The 26,129-nt window shown below is 59.1% G+C and carries 24 protein-coding genes; 12 read left to right on the top strand and 12 right to left on the bottom strand.

The window, feature by feature from the left end:
• From ACUTJJ_RS10940 to ACUTJJ_RS10910, 7 genes are all read right to left on the bottom strand, one after another.
• Positions 1-632, bottom strand: a 632-nt coding sequence (locus ACUTJJ_RS10940; RefSeq protein WP_445542139.1) for a nucleoside hydrolase, incomplete at its 3' end; no start/stop codon positions are given.
• A gap of 2 nt (positions 633-634) precedes the next feature.
• Positions 635-1,660: an ABC transporter ATP-binding protein gene (locus tag ACUTJJ_RS10935; RefSeq protein ID WP_445542138.1), complete on the bottom strand. Its 1,026-nt coding sequence runs from the start codon at positions 1,658-1,660 to the stop codon at positions 635-637.
• Positions 1,653-2,432, bottom strand: coding sequence for an ABC transporter permease (locus ACUTJJ_RS10930; RefSeq protein ID WP_006315562.1), 780 nt, complete (start codon positions 2,430-2,432; stop codon positions 1,653-1,655). The genes ACUTJJ_RS10935 and ACUTJJ_RS10930 overlap by 8 nt, the downstream gene beginning before the upstream one ends.
• Entirely contained in the window at positions 2,429-3,256 is an 828-nt protein-coding gene (locus ACUTJJ_RS10925; RefSeq protein ID WP_209091413.1) for an ABC transporter permease, read from the bottom strand. Before ACUTJJ_RS10925 ends, ACUTJJ_RS10930 begins: the two co-directional genes overlap by 4 nt.
• 161 nt (positions 3,257-3,417) lie before the next feature.
• Positions 3,418-4,440, bottom strand: a complete 1,023-nt coding sequence (locus tag ACUTJJ_RS10920; protein ID WP_445542137.1) for an ABC transporter substrate-binding protein — start codon at positions 4,438-4,440, stop codon at positions 3,418-3,420.
• Positions 4,437-5,498, bottom strand: a complete 1,062-nt coding sequence (locus tag ACUTJJ_RS10915) for a LacI family DNA-binding transcriptional regulator (protein WP_445542136.1) — start codon at positions 5,496-5,498, stop codon at positions 4,437-4,439. Before ACUTJJ_RS10915 ends, ACUTJJ_RS10920 begins: the two co-directional genes overlap by 4 nt.
• A 133-nt stretch (positions 5,499-5,631) precedes the next feature.
• Entirely contained in the window at positions 5,632-6,552 is a 921-nt protein-coding gene (locus ACUTJJ_RS10910) for a LysR family transcriptional regulator (protein ID WP_209091408.1), read from the bottom strand.
• A gap of 96 nt (positions 6,553-6,648) precedes the next feature.
• Here ACUTJJ_RS10910 and ACUTJJ_RS10905 point away from each other — a divergent pair, with 96 nt between their 5' ends.
• Positions 6,649-7,836 carry an acyl-CoA dehydrogenase gene (locus tag ACUTJJ_RS10905; protein ID WP_445542135.1) on the top strand — a complete coding sequence of 396 codons (1,188 nt, stop codon included), beginning with the start codon at positions 6,649-6,651 and terminating at the stop codon, positions 7,834-7,836.
• A gap of 341 nt (positions 7,837-8,177) precedes the next feature.
• Positions 8,178-10,091 (top strand): PhoX family protein, encoded by a 1,914-nt coding sequence (locus tag ACUTJJ_RS10900; RefSeq protein WP_445542134.1) that lies wholly within the window; start codon positions 8,178-8,180, stop codon positions 10,089-10,091.
• A gap of 212 nt (positions 10,092-10,303) precedes the next feature.
• On the opposite strand, the gene ACUTJJ_RS10895 is transcribed toward ACUTJJ_RS10900, so the two are convergent.
• Positions 10,304-11,338, bottom strand: coding sequence for a LacI family DNA-binding transcriptional regulator (locus ACUTJJ_RS10895; protein WP_209091402.1), 1,035 nt, complete (start codon positions 11,336-11,338; stop codon positions 10,304-10,306).
• A 139-nt stretch (positions 11,339-11,477) separates the two neighbouring features.
• Here ACUTJJ_RS10895 and ACUTJJ_RS10890 point away from each other — a divergent pair, with 139 nt between their 5' ends.
• The 6 genes from ACUTJJ_RS10890 (at position 11,478) to ACUTJJ_RS10865 (ending at position 17,642) form a co-directional block, all read left to right on the top strand.
• A complete protein-coding gene (locus ACUTJJ_RS10890) occupies positions 11,478-12,512 on the top strand; it encodes a Gfo/Idh/MocA family protein (RefSeq protein WP_445542133.1) in 1,035 nt (344 codons plus the stop codon).
• Between the two features lie 10 nt (positions 12,513-12,522).
• Complete coding sequence (locus ACUTJJ_RS10885) at positions 12,523-13,425, top strand: sugar phosphate isomerase/epimerase family protein (RefSeq protein WP_445542132.1); 903 nt, start codon at positions 12,523-12,525, stop codon at positions 13,423-13,425.
• 62 nt (positions 13,426-13,487) lie between these two features.
• Entirely contained in the window at positions 13,488-14,720 is a 1,233-nt protein-coding gene (locus ACUTJJ_RS10880) for an ABC transporter substrate-binding protein (RefSeq protein WP_063946939.1), read from the top strand.
• Positions 14,721-14,833: 113 nt separating this feature from the next.
• Positions 14,834-15,736, top strand: a complete 903-nt coding sequence (locus tag ACUTJJ_RS10875) for a carbohydrate ABC transporter permease (RefSeq protein ID WP_209091396.1) — start codon at positions 14,834-14,836, stop codon at positions 15,734-15,736.
• A complete protein-coding gene (locus tag ACUTJJ_RS10870; protein ID WP_445542131.1) occupies positions 15,733-16,560 on the top strand; it encodes a carbohydrate ABC transporter permease in 828 nt (275 codons plus the stop codon). The genes ACUTJJ_RS10875 and ACUTJJ_RS10870 overlap by 4 nt, the downstream gene beginning before the upstream one ends.
• Positions 16,557-17,642: an ABC transporter ATP-binding protein gene (locus ACUTJJ_RS10865; protein ID WP_445542130.1), complete on the top strand. Its 1,086-nt coding sequence runs from the start codon at positions 16,557-16,559 to the stop codon at positions 17,640-17,642. Before ACUTJJ_RS10870 ends, ACUTJJ_RS10865 begins: the two co-directional genes overlap by 4 nt.
• 58 nt (positions 17,643-17,700) lie before the next feature.
• Here ACUTJJ_RS10865 and ACUTJJ_RS10860 read toward each other — a convergent pair whose 3' ends face one another.
• Entirely contained in the window at positions 17,701-18,372 is a 672-nt protein-coding gene (locus ACUTJJ_RS10860) for a transglutaminase-like cysteine peptidase (RefSeq protein ID WP_445542129.1), read from the bottom strand.
• Positions 18,373-18,418: 46 nt separating this feature from the next.
• On the opposite strand from ACUTJJ_RS10860, the gene ACUTJJ_RS10855 reads away from it, so the two are divergent.
• The 4 genes from ACUTJJ_RS10855 to proP all read left to right on the top strand — a co-directional run bounded on the left by ACUTJJ_RS10855 (position 18,419) and on the right by proP (position 22,777).
• Positions 18,419-18,760: a hypothetical protein gene (locus ACUTJJ_RS10855; protein ID WP_445542128.1), complete on the top strand. Its 342-nt coding sequence runs from the start codon at positions 18,419-18,421 to the stop codon at positions 18,758-18,760.
• On the top strand, positions 18,696-20,657 hold the full coding sequence (locus tag ACUTJJ_RS10850) for a putative bifunctional diguanylate cyclase/phosphodiesterase (RefSeq protein ID WP_445542127.1): 1,962 nt from the start codon (positions 18,696-18,698) through the stop codon (positions 20,655-20,657). The genes ACUTJJ_RS10855 and ACUTJJ_RS10850 overlap by 65 nt, the downstream gene beginning before the upstream one ends.
• A 131-nt stretch (positions 20,658-20,788) precedes the next feature.
• On the top strand, positions 20,789-21,085 hold the full coding sequence (locus ACUTJJ_RS10845) for a PRC-barrel domain-containing protein (RefSeq protein ID WP_445542126.1): 297 nt from the start codon (positions 20,789-20,791) through the stop codon (positions 21,083-21,085).
• A gap of 171 nt (positions 21,086-21,256) precedes the next feature.
• Positions 21,257-22,777: a glycine betaine/L-proline transporter ProP gene (proP, locus tag ACUTJJ_RS10840; RefSeq protein WP_445542125.1), complete on the top strand. Its 1,521-nt coding sequence runs from the start codon at positions 21,257-21,259 to the stop codon at positions 22,775-22,777.
• A 133-nt stretch (positions 22,778-22,910) separates the two neighbouring features.
• Here proP and ACUTJJ_RS10835 read toward each other — a convergent pair whose 3' ends face one another.
• From ACUTJJ_RS10835 to ACUTJJ_RS10825, 3 genes are all read right to left on the bottom strand, one after another.
• The gene (locus ACUTJJ_RS10835) at positions 22,911-23,636 is read right to left on the bottom strand and encodes an SDR family oxidoreductase (protein ID WP_063946931.1); all 726 of its coding nucleotides are present in this window, start codon (positions 23,634-23,636) and stop codon (positions 22,911-22,913) included.
• Between the two features lie 57 nt (positions 23,637-23,693).
• Complete coding sequence (locus tag ACUTJJ_RS10830; protein WP_445542124.1) at positions 23,694-25,304, bottom strand: FGGY-family carbohydrate kinase; 1,611 nt, start codon at positions 25,302-25,304, stop codon at positions 23,694-23,696.
• Positions 25,305-25,392: 88 nt separating this feature from the next.
• Positions 25,393-26,124, bottom strand: coding sequence for an SDR family oxidoreductase (locus tag ACUTJJ_RS10825; RefSeq protein WP_004438213.1), 732 nt, complete (start codon positions 26,122-26,124; stop codon positions 25,393-25,395).
• Between the last annotated feature and the right edge of the window lie 5 nt (positions 26,125-26,129).

The following is a 26,129-nucleotide window of genomic DNA, read 5'->3' as shown; positions in this document are numbered from 1 at the left end:
AGCCCGGCATTCCTGCCGCCGGCAGCGCGGATCGGCAGCACATCGGCGGGCGAGGCCGTGACCTTGCGGCAGGCATCGAGATCGACCATGCGCAGCGGCAGGCCGTGGGAAAGCACGATCGCCAGCGCCTCGGGATCGGCAAAGGCGTTGAATTCGGCCGATGCCGTGTGGTTACCGCTGGTGAGCCCGCCACCCATCCAGGTCAGGTCGGAAATTCTGGCAGCAAGATCGGGTCGCGCGAGACACAGGGCGGCGATATTGGTGAGCGGGCCGAGCGCGAGAATGCGCTTTTCGCCCTCTTCTTCCAGCCAATTGCAAAGTGCGGCAAAGGCATCGCTTTTCGGCAGAGCCGGCGCATCCGGCAGGCTTTGGCCGACGGTCGGAATGCCGCTATCCCCGAGGATCGACTGCGCGGTTTCGAGCGCGCCGAGCACAGGCATGGCGCGGCCCTGATGGATTGGCATGGACCAGCCGAAGCTTGCTGCGGCACCGGCGGCGTTGCGGCAGACCGCCTCCAGCGTCGCATTGCCGAAGACCAGCGAGATTCCGTCAATGGCAAGGCCTGCCGACTGCACCACCATGATGGCGGCAATATCGTCGAAGCCCATATCGGTATCGATCCACACACCCATGGTCAGTTGAACACCTTTAGGGCCGCCGCTTTCTCGACCGGCAGGTCGAAAGCAAGCGTATCACCAATGGCGTGAGCGCCAAGCGCCGCATCGGTTTCCGCCTTGATGGAGCCAAGCGGCGTATCGAGCAGATATTCGCGGCTGTTTCCGGCAAAGGATGTACCGCGCACGGTTCCCTGGTAAGGACCTGAACCGAGGGTAACCATGCGCGGCCGCCAAGCCAGTCCAGATGCTGAACGGACTGGTCCGGGAAGCTGTGTTGTGCCTGTGGCGGTTTTCAAAGCGCCGCCTTCCAGCGCGAAGATGTTTTCAAAGCCGACAAAGTCAGCCACGAAAGAGGAAACCGGCGCGTTATAAATCTCTTCGGGCGTGCCGATCTGCTCAATCTTGCCGCCCTTCATGACGACAATGCGGTCGGCAAGCGCGAGCGCCTCGATCTGGTCATGGGTGACGAAAATCATCGTCACACCCGTCTCCTTCTGCACGCGCTGCAGTTCGGTCCGCATTTCAAGGCGCAGGCGGGCATCGAGATTGGAGAGCGGCTCATCGAGAAGCAACACTTTCGGCTCCATGACCATGGAGCGCGCCAGCGCCACACGCTGCTGCTGGCCGCCTGACAGTTCCGCCGGCTTGCGCGAGGCGAAATTGGAAAGGCCGACCGATTTCAGGCCGGAGGCGACTTTGTCCTCCAGCGCCTTGCCGCTCATGCCCTTGAGTTTCAGGCCGAAGGCGACGTTTTCATAGACCGTCAGATGTGGGAAGAGCGCATAGGACTGGAACACCAGCCCAACGGCGCGCTTGTTGGCGGCGACGCGGGTAATATCGGCGCCATCGAGATCGATACGGCCGCCCGCCACCGGCATCAGCCCGGCAATGGCGCGCATCGTCGTGGTCTTGCCGCAGCCTGATGGTCCGAGAAGCGCGAGCAATTCGCCCTTGCGGATATCGAGATCGAGATCCTTGACGGCGACATTGCCGCCGTAAGCAAGCGAGATTTTTTGGAGCGAAAGATAGTTTGCGTCAGACATAACGGGAGAACCCCAGGAAACGTTCGGCCATGAAGACGATGCCGATGGAAAGGAAGGCGAGCAGCGAAGAAAGGGCAGCCACGGAAGGATCGAATACGATTTCCATGTATCCTAACATATCGATGGGCAGCGTGCGCACACCGGGACCGGACAGGAACAGCGATACCGGCACCTGGTTGAAACTCGTCACGAAACCGAGAATGAAAGCCGAAAGGATGCCGCCGCGGATATTCGGCAGCACCACGCGGAAAAATGCGCCAAGCCGCGACGAGCCGAGCAGCACCGCCGCCTCCTCGATATCGGAGCGCAGATTGTTGAGGCTGGCTGAAACCACGCGCACCGCATAGGGCAGGATGAGCGCGGTGTGGGCGAGAAACAAAGCGAGCGTGATGCCGATGCCGAAAGGCACGACGAAATAACGCAGCAGCGCGAGACCCACGATGATGCCGGGCACGATTATCGGCGCGGAAACGATGGTGCGCACGGTTTCTGCGAAGGGCAGCTTGTAGCGCGACATGGCGTAGGAAGCGGGAATGCCGAGGATGAGCGCCGTAAACGTGCCGCCGATGGCAAGGAACATCGACATTGCGAAGCTCTCGCGAAAACTTTCCACCGTGAAGACCTTTGCGATCCACTTCAGTGAAAAGCCCTGCGGCGGAAAGGCGAGCGTATCGCCGGCCGAAAACGAGGCCGCGACGATGATGAGGAACGGCCCGATCAGGAAACCGACGACAAGCAGAAGCGTGAGCGGAATGAAGAGCTGCCGGGTCATTTCTTGTTCCTCGCGGTGGCGATGCGCTTCAGCAGGATATTGGCGGCAAAGCTCATGACGATCAGGATGAAGGCGATGACGCTGGCGGCGACGAAATTGTTGGAAACCGTGACCTGCTGGTAAAGCAGGGTTTCCAGCATCAACACCTTCGAACCGCCGAGAATGGCAGGCGTGATGTAGGCCGTCAGCGAACCGGTAAAGACCAGCGTGCCGCCGACGACAAGCCCTTCCTTGGTAAGCGGCAAGATAACCTTCCAGAATACCTGAAACCAGTTTGCGCCGAGCACGCGGGCGGCCGCGATCGTATCCTTCGGCATGTTTTCCAAGGCGCTGATGAGCGAGATGATCATCAATGGCAGGAAGAGTTGCAGAAGGCCGATGAAGACGGCCGTTTCGGAAAACAGGATGCGGATCGGCCCGTCACTCAGGCCCACCGCCTGCAGCGCCTGGTTAACGATGCCGGTCCTTCCAAGAATGACGATCCAGGCATAGGTGCGGGCAACCGGCGAGATCATCAGCGGCAGCACGACGAGATTGACGACATGGCCCTTCGTGCCCGGCGACAGGTTAACGATGGCGAAAGCCGCCGCATAGCCCACCACCGCCGAAACGACAGTGACGAGCGCGCCGAGCTTCAGCGTACGCAGGAAAACCGTCTGGTTCAGCGGATCGGAAAAGAAAGCGGCATAGGCCGACAGCGTCCAGCCGTCAGCGGTGCGAAAGCCCTCCGACAGAAGCATGAAGACCGGCACAAGAAAGACCGCCGCCGCGAAAATCGCAGCGGGCAAGGCAAGCGCCAGCGCTTCGGCCCGGTTTTGAAACATGGGTTATTTCCTGAACGGCCATGAGGCCGGTTGTTACGGCAGCCGGACGGACCGGCCTATGATCAAAAGAGGCGGAAAAGCGGTCAGGGGACGACCGAACCGCTTTTCCGGGAATGGAGCCGCCCTTCCGGACGATGCCCCATTCCAAACGGTGAAATGACTTACTGGCCGACCTTCGCATTCCACTCCGACAGCCACATGTCGCGGTTATCGAGCGTCACGTCGGAAGGAATGAGCTGCAGGCTCTTCGCGGTCTCGTCGCCATAGGTGATGTTGTTCGCCACCTCGTCGGAAACCTTGACTTCCCTGTTGGTCGGGCTGTCCACCAGCTTTTCGGCGAGAGCCTTCTGAACGTCGGTCGAAAGCCAGAAATCCATGAACTGCAGCGCGAGATCTTCGTTCTTCGTACCCTTCGCTACGACGAGCACGTTCATGCCGCCGGTCTGGCCTTCCTTGGGCGTTGCCCAGGCAAGCGGCAGGTCGAGCTTGGTGAACGGCGCCCAGGAGAAGCGGCCGATCGGGGCTGCCCAGATTTCTTCCTGCTGCATGAGCTGCACCAGCTGCGAGGACTTGACGTAGAAAGTGACGATCTCGTCCTTCTTCTCACCCACGGCTTCGATTGCGCCGGCAAGATCAGGCGTATCCTTGCCGATGGCCTTGCCCAGCATGTAAAGCGCCGGCGGGCCCTGATTGGTGGTAACGTTCGGGAAGGCGACGTGATCGACGATGCCGTCCTTCAAAAGGTCGGCCCAGCTGTCGATCTTCATCTTGTCGGTGCGGTAAACGATTGAGGTGGCGTAGAAATTGACACCGACGCTCATGCCGTCGCCATTCGGATCCTTGGCGATGTCATAGAGCTTTCCAATATTCGGAACCTTGGAAGCATCGATCTTCTGGATCAGGTCCTTGCGGGTGGCCGACAATGCATCGGCCATGGAAACGATAGCGAGATCGACAACCGGATTGGCCTTGTTGGCTTCCATCTTGGCCAGACGCTCGACGCTGTTGCCGGTCTCGACGACCAGCTTGCAGCCGCATTGCTTTTCGAACGGCGTATAGACCAGTTCCTTGAATTCATCCTGCGCGAAGGCATAGACGGAAATCGTCAGAGTCTTGTCCTGCGCCTGCGCCGCTCCCATCGTCAGCATCAGGGCGGTGCCCGATGCAAAAATGAACTTTTTCATGGTGTGAGTTCTCCTGCTGTCGTTTTTTTGGCTTCAATCGCATCATGCTTTGTCTTGCCGGTGGAGCCGCGCATGATCAGCGCCATCGGTACTTTCGAAATATCAGCGGTCACTTCGCCCGCGATGCCGTTTTCGCCCGCGCTGTCGATGGCGCGCAGCAAGGCTCCAACCGCCAGATCGGCGATGCGGCCCATATCCATGCGCATGGTCGTGAGCGGCGGGGTGACGACGGCGGAAAAGATGAGGTCGTCAAATCCGGTGACGCTTGCCTTCTCCGGCACCTCGATACCCTCGCGCTGCAATTCGGTTAGCGCCCGCAACGCATGCAGGTCGGATATGGCGGCAAAGGCGGTGAAACCTTCCGCAACCAGATCGGCAAGTCCCAGCCGGCAGCCGGCACCATCAACCTCTTCGAGGCCGTCGATCCAGAGCGTCCGGGTCACACAGGTCTTGCCGAGACCATCACGAATGCCGCCGAGACGGTCGTTCTGCACGTTGGATTCGCGGTTCTTGCCGACAAGCACCACCTTGCGGTGCCCAAGGCTTGCCAGATAATCGCCCACCTGCCGCCCGCCATCCCAATGGTCGGCGGCGACGGTGTTTCCGGGCGTTGATGGGCTGTCGATGACCGCAACCGGACAATCGACATTGGAGATACGCGTGCCGCGGCGGGGAACGATGACCATGCCATCCACCCCGCGCTCGATCAGACGGTTGATGGCATCCGTCTGCATGGCGATTTCGCCGCGCGCATCGGCAATCAGCACGCCGTAACCGGCATTGACCGCCGCCTTTTCGATGGCCTGGGCGATTTGGGGGAAAAGAGGGTTGGCGATATCGGGCAGTACCAACCCCAAGACGCCCGATTTGCCGGTGCGTAGCGCCCTGCCCGCAGAACTCGGCACGTAACCCAGTTCGCTTGCCGTCCTGCGGATACGCTCCACCAGCTCCGGTGAAACACGGCCCTTGCCGGAAAGCGCATTGGAAACGGTTGCCACCGACACGCCGAGTGCCGCTGCTATCGCGCTCAGATTGGTGGCAGGCCGTGACGATGCCATGAATGGTCCGGAGAGTAGATTAAACGTTTAATCAGAATAAGCGAGGCGTGCCCCGCTGTCGAGTCCTGCCCCGTCAAAATAAGGCGAAAAGCTGGGCACACCGGTTAAATGCCCGAAAAAAGAGCGATTATTTTTACAGGGTCGGTGTGCTGGCGGCGCGATAAGCCTCTACCTGGCGCACCAGCCAATCCCGAAACAGAACGACCGGAACGTGATTGGCGCGCGAAAGCGGCGCCACCGCATAATAGGAACTGGGACTTTTTGCCTGATGGTCGAAGGCTTTGACCAGCTGTTTGGATTTCAGCTCGTTATCGATCAGGAACAGCGGCATGAGCGCCACGCCAAGCCCGGCGATGCAGGCCTGCGCGACGCTTGAGAACTGCTCAAACCGCATGCCCTGCGGCAGGGCGAGTGACAGGCCGAGGCTTTCGAACCAGTGCCCCCATGCCCCCGGCCGCGAGGCCATGTGCAGCAACGGCAGGGCGGCGATATCGTCGCCGCTTTCCACCGGGTGGGCGCTGAGGAATTGCGGGCTGCACACCGGGGCCACCATTTCATGCATGAGAAAGGTGCTCTCCGCTCCCGGCCAGTCGGCCTGACCGATATGGATCGCCATGTCCAGCTGCTCGCGCTCAAAGTCGAACTGGCCGATGCGAGTGGCGAAATTGATGGTGATTTCCGGATGGTTCGCCACGAAGTCCGGGATGCGCGGCAAGAGCCAGCGGGTGCCGAAGGTGGGCAGCATGGCGAGGTTCAGCGTATTGCCATGCGTTTTGGTCATGATCTGAAGCGAAGCGGAGCGTATCTCGCCAAGCGCCGCCGCGATCGATTTTGCGTAGACCCGTCCTTCGGCGGTCAGCGCGACGCCTCGGGCACCGCGCTCGAACAGGCGCACACCAAGCTGTTCTTCGAGTGACATAACCTGCCGGCTGATCGCCCCCTGCGTCAGCGCCAGCTCATCGGCGGCGGCGGAGAAACTGCCCAGCCGCGCCACGGAATCGAAAGCGGCGAGCGCGCTGGTGGATGGCAGGAGTTTACGGCTGAGTGATGTCATGAGCTATTACTATAGGTAATGCAAAAATGAGTAAACATGGCTTGCGTGCAGGGGGTGGGATAAGAATAATCCGGCCAGCAAATCCGGAGGCATCACGTGAGCGAACGCGCAGCATTCAATTGGCAGGACCCTTTTCTGCTGGAAGACCAACTGACCGATGATGAGCGGATGATCCGCGACGCCGCCGCAGCCTTCGGCAAATCGGAACTTATGCCGCGTGTGTCCGAGGCCTATCTTTCCGAAACCACGGAGCCGGAACTCTTTCGCCTGATGGGCCGCACCGGCCTGCTTGGCGTTACCCTGCCGGAGGAATATGGCGCGGCCAATGCAAGCTATGTGGCCTATGGTCTCGTCGCCCGCGAGGTGGAGCGGATCGATAGCGGTTACCGCTCAATGATGAGCGTTCAGTCCTCGCTCGTCATTCACCCGATTTTCGCTTACGGCTCGGACGAACAGAAGAAGAAATACCTGCCGGGCCTCGTTTCCGGCGAACTGATCGGCTGTTTCGGCCTCACCGAGCCGGATGCCGGTTCCGATCCCGGCGGCATGAAGACCCGCGCCGAGAAGATCGAGGGCGGTTATCGCCTGCGCGGTTCGAAGATGTGGATTTCCAACGCCCCGATCGCCGATGTCTTCGTGGTCTGGGCCAAATCCGAAGCGCATGGCAACGAGATCCGCGGCTTCGTGCTGGAAAAGGGCATGAAGGGCCTTTCCGCTCCCAAGATCGGCGGCAAGCTTTCGCTGCGCGCCTCTATAACGGGCGAGATCGTCATGGATGGCGTGGAAGTCGGCGAAGACGCACTGTTGCCCAACGTCTCCGGCCTGAAGGGCCCGTTCGGCTGCCTCAACCGCGCCCGCTACGGCATTTCCTGGGGCGTGATGGGCGCTGCCGAAGATTGCTGGCTGCGCGCCCGCCAATATGGTTTGGACCGCAAGCAGTTCGGCAAGCCGCTCGCCGGTACCCAGCTTTACCAGAAGAAGCTCGCCGACATGCAGACGGAAATCGCGCTTGGCCTTCAGGCATCGCTGCGCGTTGGCCGAATGATGGACGAGCATAAAATGGCGCCGGAGATGATTTCCATCGTCAAGCGCAACAATTGCGGCAAGGCGCTGGACATTGCCCGCCAAGCCCGCGACATGCATGGCGGCAACGGCATCCAGATCGAATATCACGTCATGCGTCACGCCCAGAACCTCGAAACGGTCAACACCTATGAGGGAACGCATGACGTCCATGCGCTGATCCTCGGCCGGGCGCAGACGGGAATTCAGGCGTTTTTCTGAGATCCATCGCGAACATATCTTTTGCTGAAACGCGAAACCGCCCGGGCACGCCAGCCCGCGCGGCACAGTTTCATACCAAGTCGGGTGATTCCGCGTTATCGGCACCCCTCCGCGCTTCCGATAATCTCTAAGCGCAACCCGAAGGAGTGGCGGTTCACACCGGCCCTCAGGCCTTCACTTGCGCTCCAGTTCCGGCCGACTTCGCGCAATGCGGGCAAAATGGCGTTCTAGTCGCCCGTAGACTCCATATTAAAAAGCTCCATTCCCGTCATCCGAGTGAAACAATCGACCGGTACGCACCTATCTGGAACGATTCCAGATTGAACGGTGGAGACACGGATATGACCAACATCGATAAAAGCAAACTGTCCTGGGACGAGTGGGACGAACTTCAGAACCCTCCGCCGGCCGAAACCGACTTCGACCGAGTCGTTGAGACCGCACTTTCCCGCCGCGGTTTTCTCGGCGGCGTACTCGCCTTCGGTTCGGCCGCAGCCGCCATGGGCACGCTCGGCAATCTGATGAGCAGCACCTCGGCTGAGGCGCAGGAAGCCGCCGTCGGCCGTTTCCCCTTCAAGCCGGTTGCCGCCGCCACCGACCACACCATCCATGTTCCGGAAGGCTATAACTGGAAGCCGCTGGCGAAATGGGGCCAGCCGCTGTTCTCCAACATTCCCGATCTCGACCCCGCCAAGGGCGTCAGCGTTGAAAACTCGGACAAGGTCTTCGGTGAAAACACCGATGGCATGGAGCTTTTTGTCGTCGGCAACCATCAACTGATTGCCGTCAATCATGAATATGTAAACCCGGAAACCAACCTGCCGCACACTGACAAGGGCAATCCGAAGACGGCTGACGACGTGAAGATCCTGCAGAACATGCAGGGTGTCACCGTCATGGAAGTGGCGGAAGACAAGGATGGCTGGAAGATCGTTCTCGACAGCCCCTTCAATCGCCGCATCCACCACAATACGCCGATGAAGCTTTCCGGCCCGGCCGCAGGCTCCGACCTCGTCAAGACCGCCGCCGACCCTGATGGTGTCGACTGTCTCGGAACCTTCAACAATTGCGGCGCCGGCCGCACGCCCTGGGGCACCTATCTCACCTGCGAAGAAAACTTCAATGGCTATTTCGGCACCACCGACGCCGCCTTCAAATTGCCTGACGATTACAAGCGTTACGGCATCGTCGCCGAGACGCGCTACGCCTATGAGAAGTTCGACAAGCGCTTCGACGTCGCCAAGAACCCCAACGAACCGCGCCGCGCCGGTTACGTGGTCGAGATCGATCCTTCGGACGCCAAATCCACCCCCATCAAGCGCACTGCGCTTGGCCGCATCAAGCATGAAAACGCCGCCGTGGTGGTTGCCCGTGACGGCCGTGTAGTCGTTTACATGGGCGATGATGAACGCGGTGAATTCCTCTATAAATTCGTCTCCAACGGCATTTACGTGCCCGGCGGCGACACCTCTAAGCTGCTCGACGAAGGCACTCTCTTCGTCGCCAAGTTCTCCGATGACGGGGCCGGCGAATGGCTCGCCCTGACGCCGGAAACGACAGGCATGAAGATCGACGAAATCTGCGTCCTCACCCGTCAGGCCGCTTCCAAGGTCGGTGCGACGACAATGGACCGCCCGGAATGGGTTGCCATCAACCCGGTCGCCATCGAAGCCTATTGCGCGCTGACCAACAACAGCCGTCGCGGTGAAATGAAGGACGGCAAGCTGCGCAGCAATGCGGGCGGCGACGCCATGGCAATCAATGCCGCCAACCCGCGCGAAAAGAACGAATACGGCCAGATCGTGCGCTGGTACCCCGAAAATGACGACCACGCGGACACAAAGTTCAAGTGGGACCTGTTCTGCATGGCCGGCAACCCTTCCGTTCACAAGGATGCCTATGCAGGGTCCTCGAACATCAACGAAGGCAACATGTTCAATTCGCCTGACGGTATGATGTTCGATAGCACCGGCCTGCTCTGGATCCAGACCGATGGCGAGGACACCAACGAAGGCAATTTCGCCGGCCAGGGCAACAACCAGATGCTGGCAGGCGACCCGGCAACCGGTCGTATCGAGCGCTTCCTGACTGCACCGAAGGGTTCCGAAGTCACCGGCCAGACCTGGTCGGCGGACAAACGCACTCACTTCGTTGGCATCCAGCATCCCGACGCGCCCTTCCCCGACGGCGAGGGAAAGCTGCCACGCTCTACCATCATCGCCATCAAGCGCGACGACAACGTGAAAATCGGCTGATCAGCACAGCATGGAGGCTCAGCCTCTTTGCTGTCTCGTCGCAACACTTCAGAACACCGCGCATCTTCAAAGTGCGCAGTGTTCCTCATGTGCGGTAAATAGGCCGCTTGGAAATGCTAAAGCACGGCAAGTCTGTGTCAGCCGTCGGGCCTGCTCATCCTCCAGCCATTGCACAGTCCGCCTTACCCATGACGTTTCTGCTTGCAGCAGCTCTAAGAGCCCGGAGCCTGATCGCTCTCTCCCGGGACGAGCAGCATCGGCCAAATGCAATGCCTGGGCTGATCGGGATAAAAGGGCGCGTAAGCCGGCATGGTCGATAACAATGTCTGTGCTACAGTCACACCGAGATCGTGCAGGGACATGCGAAAACTGGTGAGGCGCGGTTCCAGAAACTGGCCGCGCGGCCCGTCGCGGAAGCCGACCACGGCAAGATCCCGCCCCGGTTTCAGACCAGCTTCGGCAAGGCGGCGATAGAGACCAACAGCCATCAGCTCGTAGATCAGCACGATCGCGGTTGGCCGGGGCCGCATCTGCAGCCATTCGCTGGCGGCGTGATAACCGCCTTGCTCGCTGGATTTCGCCCGGATGACCAGAGAGGAGTCATAGGCAATGCCGTTGTCTTCGAGCGCCCGCCTGTATCCTTCGAGGAAAACGTAACCGAGATTGATATCGCTGTCCGGTGCGGCAACCGCGATCGAACGATGCCCGGCAGCGACAAGACGATCGACGGCACATTTTGCTACCCCCTCGAAATCGAGATCGATCCAGGCGTGATTGTCGCTGGAGGCCGTGCGGCCGAGCGACACGAAAGGCAGCCGGTTCTGCTTCAGGAAATCCACGCGTTTGTCGGTACGCCGGGTGGCGGAAATGATCATAGCATCCACCATGCGCCGCGCGACCATGCGCTTCAGATATTCATCCGGGTCCTCTTCACCTGGGCAAGGCAGAACGATGAGATCGAGATTATGTGCTGAAAACACGCTTTGCAGACCATCCGTCACGCCCAGGAAGAAGTTGTCGGAGTTTTCAACCGTCTGCGCGTCGCTACCGGTCATCAGGCCGATGACATTCGTGGTTCCCTGCCGCAGGCTGCGGCCGGACTGGTTTGCGACATAACCCAGTTTTTCGGCCGCTTCCAGAACACGCCGCCGCGTCTCTTCGTTCACATCCGGCTTGCCGTTCAGAGCGCGGGAAACGGTGCCTATCGATATCTCCAGATAATCGGCAAGCTGGCGAATTCCTTTCATGCACTCCCCTCCCTGGCCCGGCGCGCAAACAACGCGCCCCTCAACGGTATTGACATATCTAACATCATCGTCATAGTCTCGTAAACGTTTACGACGCTCTGCGCAAATAGGAGTTTGCGCAAGAGCCCGGGGAGATGAGATGACCTTTAATGCCGTTTTATGCGGGTGCGGAGCCATGGCCAGAGGCTGGTTGCGCGCCATTCAATCGACGCCAGACATTGCCGGCGCGATCAAGATCGTCGGTCTGGTGGATCTGAACGAGAACACGGCCCGCGCGCTTGCCGAAGAATTCGCTCTTACCGATGCGGTCATCGGCACCGATCTTCGCGCGGTTCTTGCTGAAACGAAAGCCGACATCCTTTTCGATATCGTCATCCCGCAGGCGCGCTTCGCCGTGGTTGAAGCCGGTCTTGAGGCCGGGTGCCATGTGCTGAGCGAAAAGCCGCTTGCCGCCTCGATGGAAGAAGCCGCGACTCTGGTGGAACTGGCGAAAAAAGCCGGCAAAATTCATGCTGTGGTGCAAAACCGGCGGTTCGTAGCCGGTATCCGGCGGCTCCGCCGCGCACTGGAAGACGGCATCATCGGTGATCTGACAGCCATCCATTGTGATTTCTTCCTCGGGCCCCATTTCGGCGGCTTCCGTGAAGAAATGAAGAACGTCCTGCTTCTCGACATGGCGATCCACACCTTTGATGCGGCCCGTTTTGTCGCCAATGAAAGGCCCCTCTCCGTCTTTTGCGTGGAAAAGAACCCGACCGGCTCCTGGTATGCCCATGGCGCGAGCGCCAACGCCATATTCGAGTTCTCGAATGACGTCGTCTTCACCTATCGCGGTTCCTGGTGCGCCGAAGGCGAGCGGACCAGCTGGGAAGCACGCTGGCGGCTGATCGGTTCCAAGGGCATGATCGTCTGGGACGGGGAAGACAATTTCTCCGCCTCCGTGGCCGGCGAAGACCGAGGGCTTCTGCGCGGATACAAGACCGTAAACGTTTCCGATAATGTTTCCGAGAAGGATACGCGAGGCCATGCCAGCGTCATTCTCTCGTTCCTCGCCTCCATTCGCACGGGTGAGATGCCGGAAACGGCCTCCTTCGACAACATCAACAGCCTTGCCATGGTAATGGGCGCGATCGAAAGCGCCCGCCTCGGCCAGCCTGTGTTAATTGCAGCATAAGGACTGAAACGTGAGCAATCCGGCAACATCCATCCGCATCGGCACCATGGTCAGCGCCAGCAAAGGCCAGGCGGCCGAACGCATCGGCCAGATCGCCGATCTCGGCTTTGAAAGTTTCGAGCCGTTCTTCTGGCAGACGACCAACGGTCAGGACCTTGCCGAGCTCGGCAAGCGCTGCCTTGACGCCATCGGCGAGCGCGACATCACCATCGGTACGCTCGGCATGTTCGGCAATCCGCTGGAAGAGACCGATATCGACCTTGAGACATTGCAGGGCTGGAAAGACTGCATCGACAACGCCCATCATTTCGGCGCCACCTGCGTTGCGGGTTTCACCGGCCGCCTGCGGGGCAAACCGCTGCCGGAAAGCCTGCCTCGATACAAGGAGATCTGGAGCGAGCTTGCCAAGCGCGCCGCCGACAAGGGCATAAAGATTGCCTTCGAAAACTGCGCCATGGACGGTAACTGGCAGACCGGAGACTGGAACATCGCCCATAACCCCGATGCCTGGGAGATGATGTTCAACGAAACGCCGGACGACAACATCGGCATCGAATGGGAACCCTGCCACCAGATGGTCTATCTCATCGACCCGCTGCCGCAGATCCGCAAATGGGCAGACAAGATTTTCCACGTCCACGGCAAGGACGCGACCATCCGCTGGGACGTCATCCGCGAACACGGCATTTTCGGCAAGGAGAAGTTCGTCTTCATGCGCACGCCGGGCTTCGGTGACAGCAACTGGACGGACATTATTTCTGAACTGCGCCTTGCCGGCTGGTCTGGCTCGATCGACATCGAAGGCTGGCATGACCCCGTCTATCGCGATGCGCTTGAGATGACGGGGCAGGTTCACGGCCTGAACTATCTGAAAAAATGCCGCGGCGGCGATTTCGTCGTCGACCCGACATAACCGAAACCTTTTGGGAGAAGGTTTCCAGAGATTGCAAAGACGATAACCAAAAGGAGGAGATTATGGGTATCGCGAAATGCATTATGGCCGGCGCTTTCTTGCTCGCGGGCGTATCGGCTGGCGCCATTGCAGCACAGGCGGAAGATGTGACGTTGACGCTGTGGTCGCTGGATCGCGATATCCAGCCCGCACCGAATCTTATCAAGGAATTCAACGCGCTCAATAACGGCATCAAAATCGAATACCGCCAATTGCAGTTCGACGATGTGGTCAGCGAATCCATGCGCGCCTATTCTACCGGGAATGCGCCCGACATCATCGCCATCGACAACCCCAACCACGCCATGTTCGCCTCACGCGGCGCGTTTCTCGACGTAACGGACATGATCGCCAAATCGGATGTCATCAAGACGGAGAACTACTTTCCGGGTCCGCTGAAATCCGTGACGTGGGACGGCAAATATTACGGGGTTCCGAAAGCCACGAATACGATCGCGCTTTATTACAACAAGGATCTGTTCAAGGCCGCCGGTCTCGATGCGGCAAAACCGCCGCAGACCTGGGACGAACTGGTGGACGCTGCCCGCAAGCTCACCAACCCCGCCAAGAATGTCTACGGCATCAGCTTCAGCGCCAAGGCGAACGAAGAAGGCACCTTCCAGTTCCTGCCCTGGGCTCAGATGGCGGGAGCGACATACAAGAACATCAATACGGACGGCGCGGTGAAGGCGCTTGAGACGTGGAAACTGATGCTGGATGAAAAGCTGGCATCGCCTGATACGCTGACGCGCAGCCAGTGGGACTCCACCGCCACGTTCAATGCCGGCAACGCTGCCATGGCGATATCAGGTCCGTGGGAAATCGACCGCATGCTCAAGGACGCCAAGTTCGATTGGGGCGTGGCGCTCCTGCCTGTGCCAACGCCCGACGCACCACGCTCTTCGGCCATGGGCGACTATAACTGGGCGATCTTCTCGAAGACGAAGCATCCGGAAGAGGCTTTCAAGGCAATCGAATTCTTCGCCTCCAAGGACAAGGACATGTTCAAGAATTTCGGCCAATTGCCGGCGCGTTCCGATATTCCGGTTCCGCCGACCGGCAATGCGCTGAAGGACGAAGCATTGAAGACCTTCGTCGAGCAGCTGAAATACGCCCAGCCGCGTGGCCCTTCGCCAGAATGGCCAAAGATTTCCAAGGCCATTCAGGATGCCATTCAGGGTGCCCTCTCGGGTCAGATGACACCGAAGGCGGCCCTTGATCAGGCCGCTGAAAAGATAAAGCTGATCGAAGGCTGATCTATCGGGGCGGGCGGCTGGTTCATCCTGCCCCCACCCAAGGGTTCCTCCCGGTGGGGCTGCCTGTCGCGAGAAGCGGCGGCGGCCCCGACTGGAGCGTGTGAGGATGTTTCATGAAAAAACTGTTTTCCAGCGTCAGTGACGGTCGCGGTTTCGACATCGTCCTTGTCGCGTTTCCTTTGGGCTTCCTGTTCGTCATGGCCGGGCTGCCGCTCATCTACAACATCGTCATGAGCTTTCAGGAAGTCGACATGTTCAGCCTGGGCACCTTCGTGCGCCCATTCGTCGGCTTCAAGAACTATGTCGACCTGTTCCGGCAGCCAGAAACCCTGCCGATCCTGATGAATACCGTCATCTTCGTCGTGGCCTCGATCGCCGGGCAGTTCGCTATCGGCTTTGGCCTCGCACTGTTTTTCTGGGTGAACTTTCCCGGCGCAACCTGGTTGCGCGGCCTATTCCTCGTCTCGTGGGTCATGCCCGGCCTTGTCGTGGGGGCCATCTGGAACTGGATCCTCTCAGGCGATTTCGGTGTGCTAAACTTCTTCCTGCGCGAAAGCGGCCTGATATCAGGCAATATCTTCTGGCGTTCGGATGCGAATTTTTCGCTCTGGGCGGTCGTCATCGCCAATATCTGGCTCGGCACCTCCTTTAACATGATCCTGCTTTCCGTCGGCCTCGCCTCCATTCCGAGCGACCTTTATGAGGCTGCGGAGCTGGACGGCGCCAATGCCTGGCAGCGCTTTTACACCATCACCCTGCCGATGATGCGTTCTACCATCGGCGCGATCGTCTCGCTCGGTCTGATCTTCACGCTGCAGCAATTCGATCTTTTTGCCGCCATTACCGATGGCGGGCCGAATAACAGTTCCAACGTGGCGCAATATTGGGCCTGGGACCTCTCATTCCGGCAATATGATTTCGGCAAAGGCGCAACGATATCGGTCATCATGATCGTATTCGTCATGCTGGCCTCCGTCGTTTACGTGCGCTCTACACGGCATGAGGTGCGCGGATGAGCATCACCAACCGCAACCGCCTGATGCTGGTTATCGCCATTGTGCTCGCCATCATCTACCTCTTCCCGCTTTACTGGATGTATCTGACGTCGCTTAAAAGCGGCTCGGAAATGTTTGCCAACCCGCCTTCCTTCTGGCCGGGTGATCCGCAATGGCAGACCTATGCCTATGTGTGGGAAAGCCGCAACATGGGGCGTTATCTGTGGAATTCGGTGCTGATCGCCTCCAGTGCGGTGCTGCTGATCACCATTCTCGGTGTCGGTTGCGCCTATGTTCTGGCTCGGTATCGAAATGTCTGGGTGGATATCGGCCTGTTCCTCATCCTAATGCTGCAGGTGCTGCCGGCGTCGCTGATGATCACGCCGATCTTCGTCGGTTTCTCGCAATTCGGACTTCTGGATTATCCACGCCTGTCGGTCGTCCTCGCCATCGCCGCCAAAAGCATGCCCTTCTTCGTCGTGCTTGTCCGCGCCACATTCATGGCCGTTCCGCAGGAGCTGGAAGAAGCCGCACTTGTGGATGGCAACTCCCGCGTCGGCGCGTTTTTCAACATCGTGCTGCCGCTTGCCAGAAATGGCATCCTCGTCAGCGCCATTCTCATCTTCATGCAGGCTTTCGGCGAGTTCGTTTATTCGAAATCGATGATCCAGGCGGCGGAACTGCAGCCTGCCAGCGTCGGCCTCAATTCCTTCATGGGCCCCAATACCAGCGAATGGAACAACATCATGGCCTATGCGACCATGTATGTAACGCCCATTCTCGCCCTCTTCATTCTCTTGCAGCGCCGCATTGTGTCCGGCCTGACATCAGGAGCGCTTAAATGACCCTTCAGATCGAACTATCCGGCGTCAACAAATATTATGGTGCTTTCCATGCGCTGAAAAACATCAATCTCTCCATCAAGAAGGGCACCTTCGTCGCGCTTGTCGGTCCCTCCGGCTGTGGCAAGTCCACGCTTCTGCGTTCGCTGGCGGGGCTGGAAACCATTTCGGCAGGCGATATGCGTATTGCCGGCACGCTCATGAACGGTGTGCCGCCACGCAAGCGCGACGTGGCCATGGTGTTCCAGTCTTATGCGCTCTACCCGCATATGACGGTGGAGGAAAACCTCACCTATTCGCTGCGCATGCGCGGCGTTGCCAAGGCGGAGGCCCGCAAGGCTGCAGAGGACGTTGCCGCCACGACCGGACTTTCAAAACTGATGAAGCGTTATCCGCGCGAACTCTCCGGCGGCCAACGCCAGCGCGTGGCGATGAGCCGGGCGATCATCCGCAATCCGCAGGCCTTCTTGTTCGACGAGCCGCTCTCCAACCTTGATGCGGCGTTGCGCGTCCATATGCGTAAGGAAATCCGCGCCCTGCATGATCGCCTGCACGCCACCTCCGTTTATGTCACCCACGATCAGATTGAGGCGATGACGATGGCCGACCATGTCGTCGTGATGCGCGATGGCGTGATCGAACAGCAGGGCACGCCGCTTGAACTCTACGACCGCCCCGTCAATCGTTTCGTCGCAGGTTTCATCGGCTCACCGGCGATGAATTTCATTCCGGCCGTGGTCAGCGCGGATGGCGCTTCGCTTCTGTTGCAGTTCGGCGAAAACGAACCGCAGCAGTCGATCGGGACTCTGGCTTCCCTGCCGCCGGGCAAGCGGGTCATCGTTGGCATTCGACCTGAGCATATCCGGCCGACGGGAGCGCAGGACGCGGCGTTGACGCAGCCTGTGTCTGCCGTCGAAACAACCGGCTCGGCCACCTTCCTCACCCTTGGCACCACAACGGAGCTGGTCATCGCGGTGCAGGGGCGCAGCGCAGTCAAGGCCGGCGAGGTCATCGGCCTCGACATCAACCCGGCCGACATGCACCTCTTCGATGAGGAAACAGGTGTTGGCCTCGCACAGCGGTAGGCCGTGATCCCGGGACGTATGCGTTGCGGGTCGCGTCAAACGGTCCGCTCTCGTCGCATCAACGCGATTTGAAGATGTCAAACAAGCTACGGCGGGTGGCTGCAGAGGTTGAGGTGGCTGTCGCCTCGCCAACCTCGCGTGCTGCAATCGCCGGAGCAGCAGGTCCATCAATATCCACCCAGCGACCGGCATGGTCCGTGGATTGGCGTTTCAAGTAGGTGTAGGGCGTTTCATCCCAGCGCAGAACCTTCGCCTGCATATTGTCGAGGATAAAGTCCCCCCGGTCCGTTCTCACTGTCAGGATGGCATGGCCCGCCCCGCGTTCATCCCGCACGACCGTTATCAACAGGTCCGAAACATCGAGACCAGCCTGCATCAGGCGCCTACGCTTCTCCAGCGCCAGGTCTTCGCAATCTCCCGCGCCGTTATCGGGATATTCCCAATAGTCCTCGTAACCCCAGACTTCCATATCGCTTCTCTGGTCGATCTCAACATTGACGGCATTGTTGACCGACACGATAGTCGCCCAGAGATCAGGCGTCAGATTAAGCGGTGGCATTGACTTGACTGGCTGGCATTCTGCGGAATGCCTCTGACAAAACTCGTAATGTCCGATCGGCTGAGATGTGATCCTGCCCGTCTGCATCGATGGAGACGCCTGCGCCGGCGCGGCCAGAGCGACGACAGTCAGAATGAAACATGCTTGAAGCGATTTGATAAGATAGGTCATGTTCGTCTCCTGACGACATGAGCTATCCGTGGCCGCTTGAGGTCACATGAAACAAAACGTTCGACTTTTAACGACCGCAAAAATTGAGGTGCAGAAGTTTCGGAACGGAATTCAGACCGACGAGATCGCCAACCTGACGAGCCGAAGTGACGGTCTCGTCGTCGCGCTCGCAGGAACGCCGGCCGGGCAGAAGTTTAAACGTTGCGACAAACGGCTATTACATCTTTCGGTTGCCAGCCTTTCTTCTCAGTTAACCTTGCATCTTACCGATGATGTAATGATGGGCATGTTAAAAATTGCGCATGTACTTGAAGAGCGCATGAATGACGATACTCACTGCCTTACAAAAACTGCGGGACTTCATGTCCGTGCGGTCCGACAACCATGATCTGCTGAAAGCACAACATCAAGCTTTCACACGACAGATGCCGATGATGTATTTCATCCTGCTTTCCAGCACATGGGCGCTGGCCGCGACACATATTCGGTTTGCACCGCTTTGGCTGACCGTTGGCGTTCCGGCTCTATTCACGCTTGGCTGCACGCTCAGGATAGCCTTCTGGTGGAGAACGCGGAGCATAGAGCCATCGGCTGAGGTTGCTCACGCCATATTAAGGCGGACAAATCGACTGGCCGGCGGTATCGCCATCGCATTTACGATCTGGTCCTTTTTGCTGGTGCCCTATGGCGATGCCTATACGCGTTCCCATGTTGCCTTTTACATGGCGATCACCGTCATATCGTGCATCTTCTGTCTGATGTATGTCCGCTCGGCCGCATTTATGGTGACAGTCATCGTCAACGGTGCCTTCATCGCCTTCTTCCTGGCCTCGCGGCAGCCGACCTTCGTCGCCATTGCCATCAATATGTTGCTGGTATGCACCGGCATGATGTCGATCCTGCTCACAAATTACCGCAATTTCGAAAACATGGTCATTTCGCAGAAGCGCACCGAGGCACTTAGCAACGAGAACCTGCTGCTTGCCAACAGGGACAGCCTGACCGAACTGCCCAACCGTCGCGCTTTTTTTGCGCATCTGGAAGCGGAGCTTGACAAGGCGAAAGCCAATGGCACACGGCTGGCTTTGGGCGTTATCGATCTGGACGGTTTCAAGCCGGTGAACGACCTCTACGGCCACTCGGTGGGCGACAGGTTATTGATAAATGTCAGCAAGCGCCTCAGCGAGAGCCTGAAAGCAAGCAAGGCTTTTCGACTGGGCGGCGACGAATTTGCCATCATCGCTCCGGTCATTCCTGACGACGCGCAGCTCGTGGCCAACGCCAATGCGATCTCCGAGCGATTAAGGGCGCCCTACCATATGGCGGAGGGCACGGTTCATGTTTCCGCATCCATGGGCATTGCCGTGTTTCCACATCTCGCCTCGACACTCGAGGAGCTTTTCGACCGGGCGGATTACGCGCTTTATCATGCCAAGAGGACCCGGCGTGGGGACGCCGTTCTGTTCGACGCCGAACACGAGAAGCAGATCAACATCGAAGCCCGCATAGTACACCTGCTCAAACAGACGGAGATTGAAAAAGAGCTATCGGTTGTCTTCCAGCCTGTGGTCGACATACGCGACGGAACAACGGCGTGTTTTGAAGCGCTGGCACGATGGAGTAGTCCCGTTCTTGGACAGGTGCCACCTTCCCAATTCTTCGCCATAGCGGAACGCGCGGGTATCGTCAGTTCGCTGACGCGGCCGCTTTTGAAGAGGGCGCTCGCTTCGGCGTCACAATGGCCGCCGTCGGTGCGGCTTTCGTTCAACCTTTCGGCCCAGGACCTCAATGCCTGCGAAGGCGTGCTGTCTCTGATCGGCATCATCGAAAACAGCGGATTCGATGCTCGCCGTCTTGATCTCGAAATTACCGAGACAGCTTTTGCCCATGATTTCGAACAGGTCAAACAGTCGGTCGAAATGCTGCGGCGGCTCGGCTGCGGTATCTCACTCGATGATTTCGGCACCGGCTACTCGAGCCTCACCCGGCTGCACGCGTTACCGCTCACCAAAATCAAGATTGACCGGAGCTTCGTAACCGACCTGCATGAAAAACCAGCCAGCTACAAAATCGTGAAATCGCTTCTCGCCCTCAGCCGGGACATGGAGCTGGAATGCGTGGTCGAAGGGGTGGAAACACCCGCCGAACTGGCAACACTCGAAAGCCTCGGCGCCACGCTGGTACAGGGCTACATTTTCGCGCGGCCACTTAAAGAGCGGGATGTAGTGGAATTTCTGTCGGTACAGGCTGCCACGCAACGTGGCCTCAGCCAAACCGGGCAGTGAATCCCGTGTAAGCCGCCTTTCTCACGCCAGCAGTAAGTTGCGACGTGCACCTGTGCAGCATCGCAAAAACGATGGAACGGTTTTTCCGCGCATGAGTTTATTTTTCGTGAACCAAGACAGGAGGAAGAACCATGGACCACAGCAATCATATCCGCCTTGCGGAAACCGAACTGACGCCTTCCGTGCTCGAGGGCGCGACCGTTTATGGCGCAGATGACCATAAGGTCGGTAAAGTCGACCACGTCCACGGCGCTGGTGCGAGCAGCACCGCAATCATCGACGTCGGCGGATTCCTTGGGATCGGCGCAAAGCCAGTTGCCGTTCCCCTCAGCGATCTCGACTTCATGCGCGATGAAGACGGTGATGTACACGCCGTCACATCCTGGACGAAGGATCAGCTGAAAGAGATGCCAGAGCATCATCACTGAGTTCGATTTAACCCCATCCTTAAGCGCCCGGCCAAGCCGGGCGTTTTTACGTTGGGAGATTTTCCCCTTTGTCCAAAGAGCGCGCGGCGCTCACCAAATGGAACCGTTGGGCCGATCAGGCATTTTTAAGACGCGCGATATTTGGTCGCGGGCAATTGAAGGGGACGACAATTGAACGATGAAATACAGGCGACACCGCTCAGCATCGATGACGTGACTGTGATCGACGACCAGAGGGTCAAGAAGGCCGTGACGGCGGCGGCGCTCGGCAACGCCATGGAATGGTTTGATTTCGGCGTCTATGGCTTCGTCGCCTATGCCGTGGGCAAAGTCTTTTTTCCCGAGGCAGCTCCAGCTGTACAAACCGTTGCGGCACTGGCTACTTTTTCGGTTCCATTTCTCATTCGTCCGCTTGGTGGCGTTTTCTTTGGCGCGATGGGCGACAAGTTCGGGCGTCAAAAGGTACTCTCCCTCACCATCATCATCATGGCGGCCAGCACCTTTTGCATTGGCCTCATTCCCGGCTATGCAACGATTGGCATATGGGCGCCCATCCTGCTTCTGCTTTGCAAGCTCGCACAGGGCTTTTCGGTCGGCGGCGAATATACCGGTGCCGCCATTTTCGTTGCAGAATATGCACCCGACCGTAAACGAGGTTTCCTTGGCAGCTGGCTGGATTTCGGGTCTATCGCCGGTTTCGTCCTGGGCGCGGGCTTTGTCGTTTTGCTGAGTGCCTCGTTGGGAGAGGCAACGTTCCTCGACTGGGGTTGGCGTATTCCCTTCTTCCTGGCCGCACCACTCGGATTAATCGGCCTTTACCTGCGCCACGCGGCGGAAGAAACGCCTGCCTTCACCGAGCGCCTTCAACGCGCTGAAGAAGAGGATCGCCAGGCGCTGAAAGAGCGGCCGATGGTTCCAATCAGGGAAATCGCCAGCAAGCATACGCGGTCCCTCGCCATCTGCATCGGAATGGTTCTCGTGACCAACGTGACCTATTACATGCTGCTTACCTATATGCCGACTTATCTGTCGAAGACGCTGAACTACAGCGAAGATCACGGCGTCCTCATCATCATCGCTGTCATGGTCGGGATGCTTTTCGTGCAGCCTGCCATTGGTCTTTTAAGTGACCGGATTGGACGAAAGCCGTTTCTCGCTGTCGGCAGCACAGCAATCCTGTTCCTCTCCCTGCCGGCCTTCCATCTGATCGCCAGCGGACAAGTGGTCCGGATCTTCTTCGGCCTGCTTATCCTTGCCGTTGCGCTAAACTGCCTGATCGGCATCATGGCTTCCACCTTGCCTGCCCTCTTCCCGGCCCGTATCCGGTACAGCGCACTGGCAATCTCGTTCAACATCTCGATCATCGTGGCAGGCCTCACCCCCACCATCACGGCGTGGCTGGTGGAAGCGACCGAGAACATCTATATGCCGGCTTATTACCTGATGGTCGCCGCCGTCTTCGGTATCGCAACGACCTTCTTCCTCAAGGAAACGGCCAACCGGCCTCTCTACGGTGATACGCCCAATGCCTCCAATCGCAAGGAAGCGAAATCGCTTCTGGCGGAGCAATATCTGCACATTGAAAAAAGTGTTGAAGAGATTGATGAAGAACTTGAGAGGCTGGAGGAGCAGAAGTCGATCTTGCAGGCCAAACGAGATCAACTCGTCGGCCGGCACCCGGATCTGACATGAGCCGCGCACCTACTGGCCTGATTTCAGACCAGATGTCTCTATGTTTCACAAGCGAAATGCGCGGCGGTGCTTCCGCACGCCGCGCACCGAAGTGTCGAAATAAGCAAGAATGGTTAAGCGACCGGACCGCAGATCAGACGGCGAGAAAGCCGCCATCTATTGGCAGCACGGCGCCCGTAACCATCTTGCTGTCATCGGAGAGCAGCATCGCGATGCTTTCCGCCACCTCTTCCGCCTCCGCAAAGCGGTTGAGAGGATGACGCACCATCATCGGCTGGCTCTTGACGGGATCGTTCCACGCTTCGGCGGCGAGTTCGGTAAGCGTGATGGTCGGGGCGACAGCGTTGACACGGATGCCATGCGGGCCGAGTTCCTTGGCAAGCACGCGGGTCGCACCCTCAAGCCCGGCCTTTGAGGCCGCATAGCAAAGGTGATCCTGAAAACCGCGATGGCCGGCAATCGAGGTGATGTTGACGATAGCACCGCCCCCGCCTTTCGCGACGCGGGCGCGGGCAAATTCCTGGCATGTGATGATGGCAGCACGCAGATTGATGCCAAGCACAGCCTCGTAACCTGCATCGCTCATATCCAGCACGCTCTCCAGCACGTTGATGCCGGCGCTGTTGATCAGAAAATCGCAGGTGCCGGCTTCGGCCATGGCAGCGCGGGTAGCCTTAACGTCGGCAAGATCGGCGCGGATCGAACGTCCTCCGATTTCGCTTCTCAGGCTATCGAGATCGGACTGCGTGCGGCTGATCGCCACGACCTCTGCGCCGCGAGCGGCCATCAGCTGTGCGCAGGCGCGGCCGATGCCTTTGCCTGCACCGGTAATGATCACGGACTTTCCGGAAAACTGCATGAAATCCTCGTTGTTTGGCGACCTACACGGCCGGATGATCTAAGCGTGTGACGCGGTTCAGGCATGGCTGGCGGCGCGAATGGCGCGCGCCGCATTCTGAAGCGATAGAAATGCGTCGTAGCGTGCCTGATGAACCTTCTGGAAAGCGGGATCGGGAGCCGCACAGCTGGCGATCCGCGACATTGCGGGCATCGCTGCCATCAGGTCCGGATAGGTTCCGGCGGCGACGGCACCCAACATGGCCGAGCCGAGAAGTACGGGCTCCTCGCATTCGGTGAGTTCGACCGGGAAACCCGTCGCATCGGCCAGCAACTGCCGGGCAAGCGGGTGGGCACCTGCGCCGCCGCTAACACTGATGGTTTCCACCGGCGCTCCATCGCGGGCCTGCGTTTCGATGATCTGGCGAAGACCGTAGCCGAGGCCGAGAAGTCCGGCCACATAAAGCGCGACGAGAGAATCCACACCCGTTTCCATGCCATAACCGGCGATGACGGCGCGGGCATGCGGATCGGCGAAGGGCGCGCGGTTGCCGAGAAATTCCGGCACCACATGAAAATCTTCAGCGATATCAGCGGCGGCAGAAGCCGATGCGGCAAGGCTGATGGCACGGTCCGCGAGCCATACCGGCAAGGCTTTGCCTTCCTTGTCGGCAAGCGCCTTCGCCTCGGCAAAGGCCGGGTGCAATTGCACCAGATAATCGATGGCCGCACCGGCCGCGGACTGGCCACCTTCATTGAGCCACGCGCCGGGAACCATCGCGGAATAATAAGGACCCCAGACACCCGGCACAAAAGCGGGTTCGGCAGTGGTGGTCATGGTGCAGGAGGAAGTACCGAAGACATAACCGAGGCATTTCGAAGCGTCGCCGCCGGCAGCGACTGTGCCGACACCGCCAGCATGGGCATCGATGAGGCCCGCGGCAACGGCGGTGCCTGCTCTAAGCCCCATCGCCTGTGCGGCATCTTCGGTTAGCCCAGCGCCCAGCGCCGTGCCCGGATGGACGACGCTTTCGCCGATGCGGCGAAAGCCCTGCTCGGCCAGATCTCCAAGACCGATCTTGGCGAAATATTCCGAATCCCAGCGGTTTTCATGGGCGAGATAGGTCCACTTGCAGGTAACAGTGCAGGCAGAGCGATCAAGCGCGCCGGACGCCTTCCATGTCAGAAAATCCGTAAGATCGAAGAAGTGCTCAGCCCGGGAATAAATATCCGGCCGATTTTCCCGAAGCCACAAAAGCTTCGGCGTCTGCATTTCGGGAGAGATGCGTCCACCGACATATTGAAGGACCGCGTGTTCACCGGCGTTGATGCGCTCGGCCTGTTCCACGGCGCGGTGGTCCATCCAGACGATGATATCGCGCTCCGGATGACCGGCATCGCCAACCGGCAACGTCTCATCGTCAGGCCCGCGGACAACGAGCGAGCAGGTGGCATCAAAACCGATGCCGGCGACCTCCGCCGGATTAATACCAGCGCGCGAAACGCTTTCGCGTACGCTATCGCAAACCGCCTGCCAGACCTCGCCGCTCGATTGCTCGGCAATGCCGCCATCCTCGCGGTGCATGCTGATCGGGCGCTTGGCGGTGGCGAGAAGCTTGCCCGCGACATCAAAGACACCGGCCCGCGCCGAACCGGTCCCGACATCGACGCCAACAAGATAGGAAGCCATTAACGATACTCCTCGGAGCGGTTCATCCGGTGCTTAACTAGGTTGAAGCGGCGGGACCGGTTCCGATTTCCCCGCCGCTCCTGAAGTCTTAGACGCGGTCGAAGTTGGTCGGCAAGACCAGCATGTCGCGAATGGTGACGGTGCGCTTGCGCGTCAGCATGTAGACGACGGCATCGGCCACTTCGCTCGCATCGATGAGGCTGCCCGATTCCTTGGCCTTGCGGAGGTTTTCCTCCGGCCAGTCGGCAAGAAGTGCGGAAACGACCGGGCCGGGGGACACCTGCGCAACGCGCACGCCGTGGGGGATCATCTGGCGACGCATGCCCTGTACGAAGCTGGTGATCGCCCATTTCGAGCCGGAGTAAACCGGCTCCCAATAGGTCGGGAAGTGGCCGGCAATCGAGCAGGTGACGATGATATCGCCGGTCTTGCGCTCGGACATATGCGGCACGACGGCATGAACATTCTTCATGACGGCGTTGACGTTGAGATTGAGCATCTTATCGATGGCTTCAGGGGTCGTTTCGGTGAGATCGCCGCCAATATAGGTGCCGGCGTTGCAATAGAGAATGTCGATATGATCGACCTTCTTGAGGATCTCAGGGATCATCGCGTTGCAGCTGTCGGCATCGAGCAGATTGGTGACCTGCGGGATGGCGCGGTCGCCGAGCTTGGCGACCAGATCATTCAGGGCCTTCTCGTTCCAGTCGACCATGACCACGGTCGCACCCTGTTCCAAGAGCGCTTCTGTGGTGGCAAGCCCGATGCCGGATGCGGCGCCAGTGATGACCGCAATCTTGCCTTGCAGCGATTCAGACATGTAAT

This window comes from Agrobacterium sp. DKPNP3, from assembly GCF_052686535.1.
The sequence above is the reverse complement of the archived record's forward strand: the minus strand, read 5'-3'. Positions and strand labels throughout refer to the sequence as shown.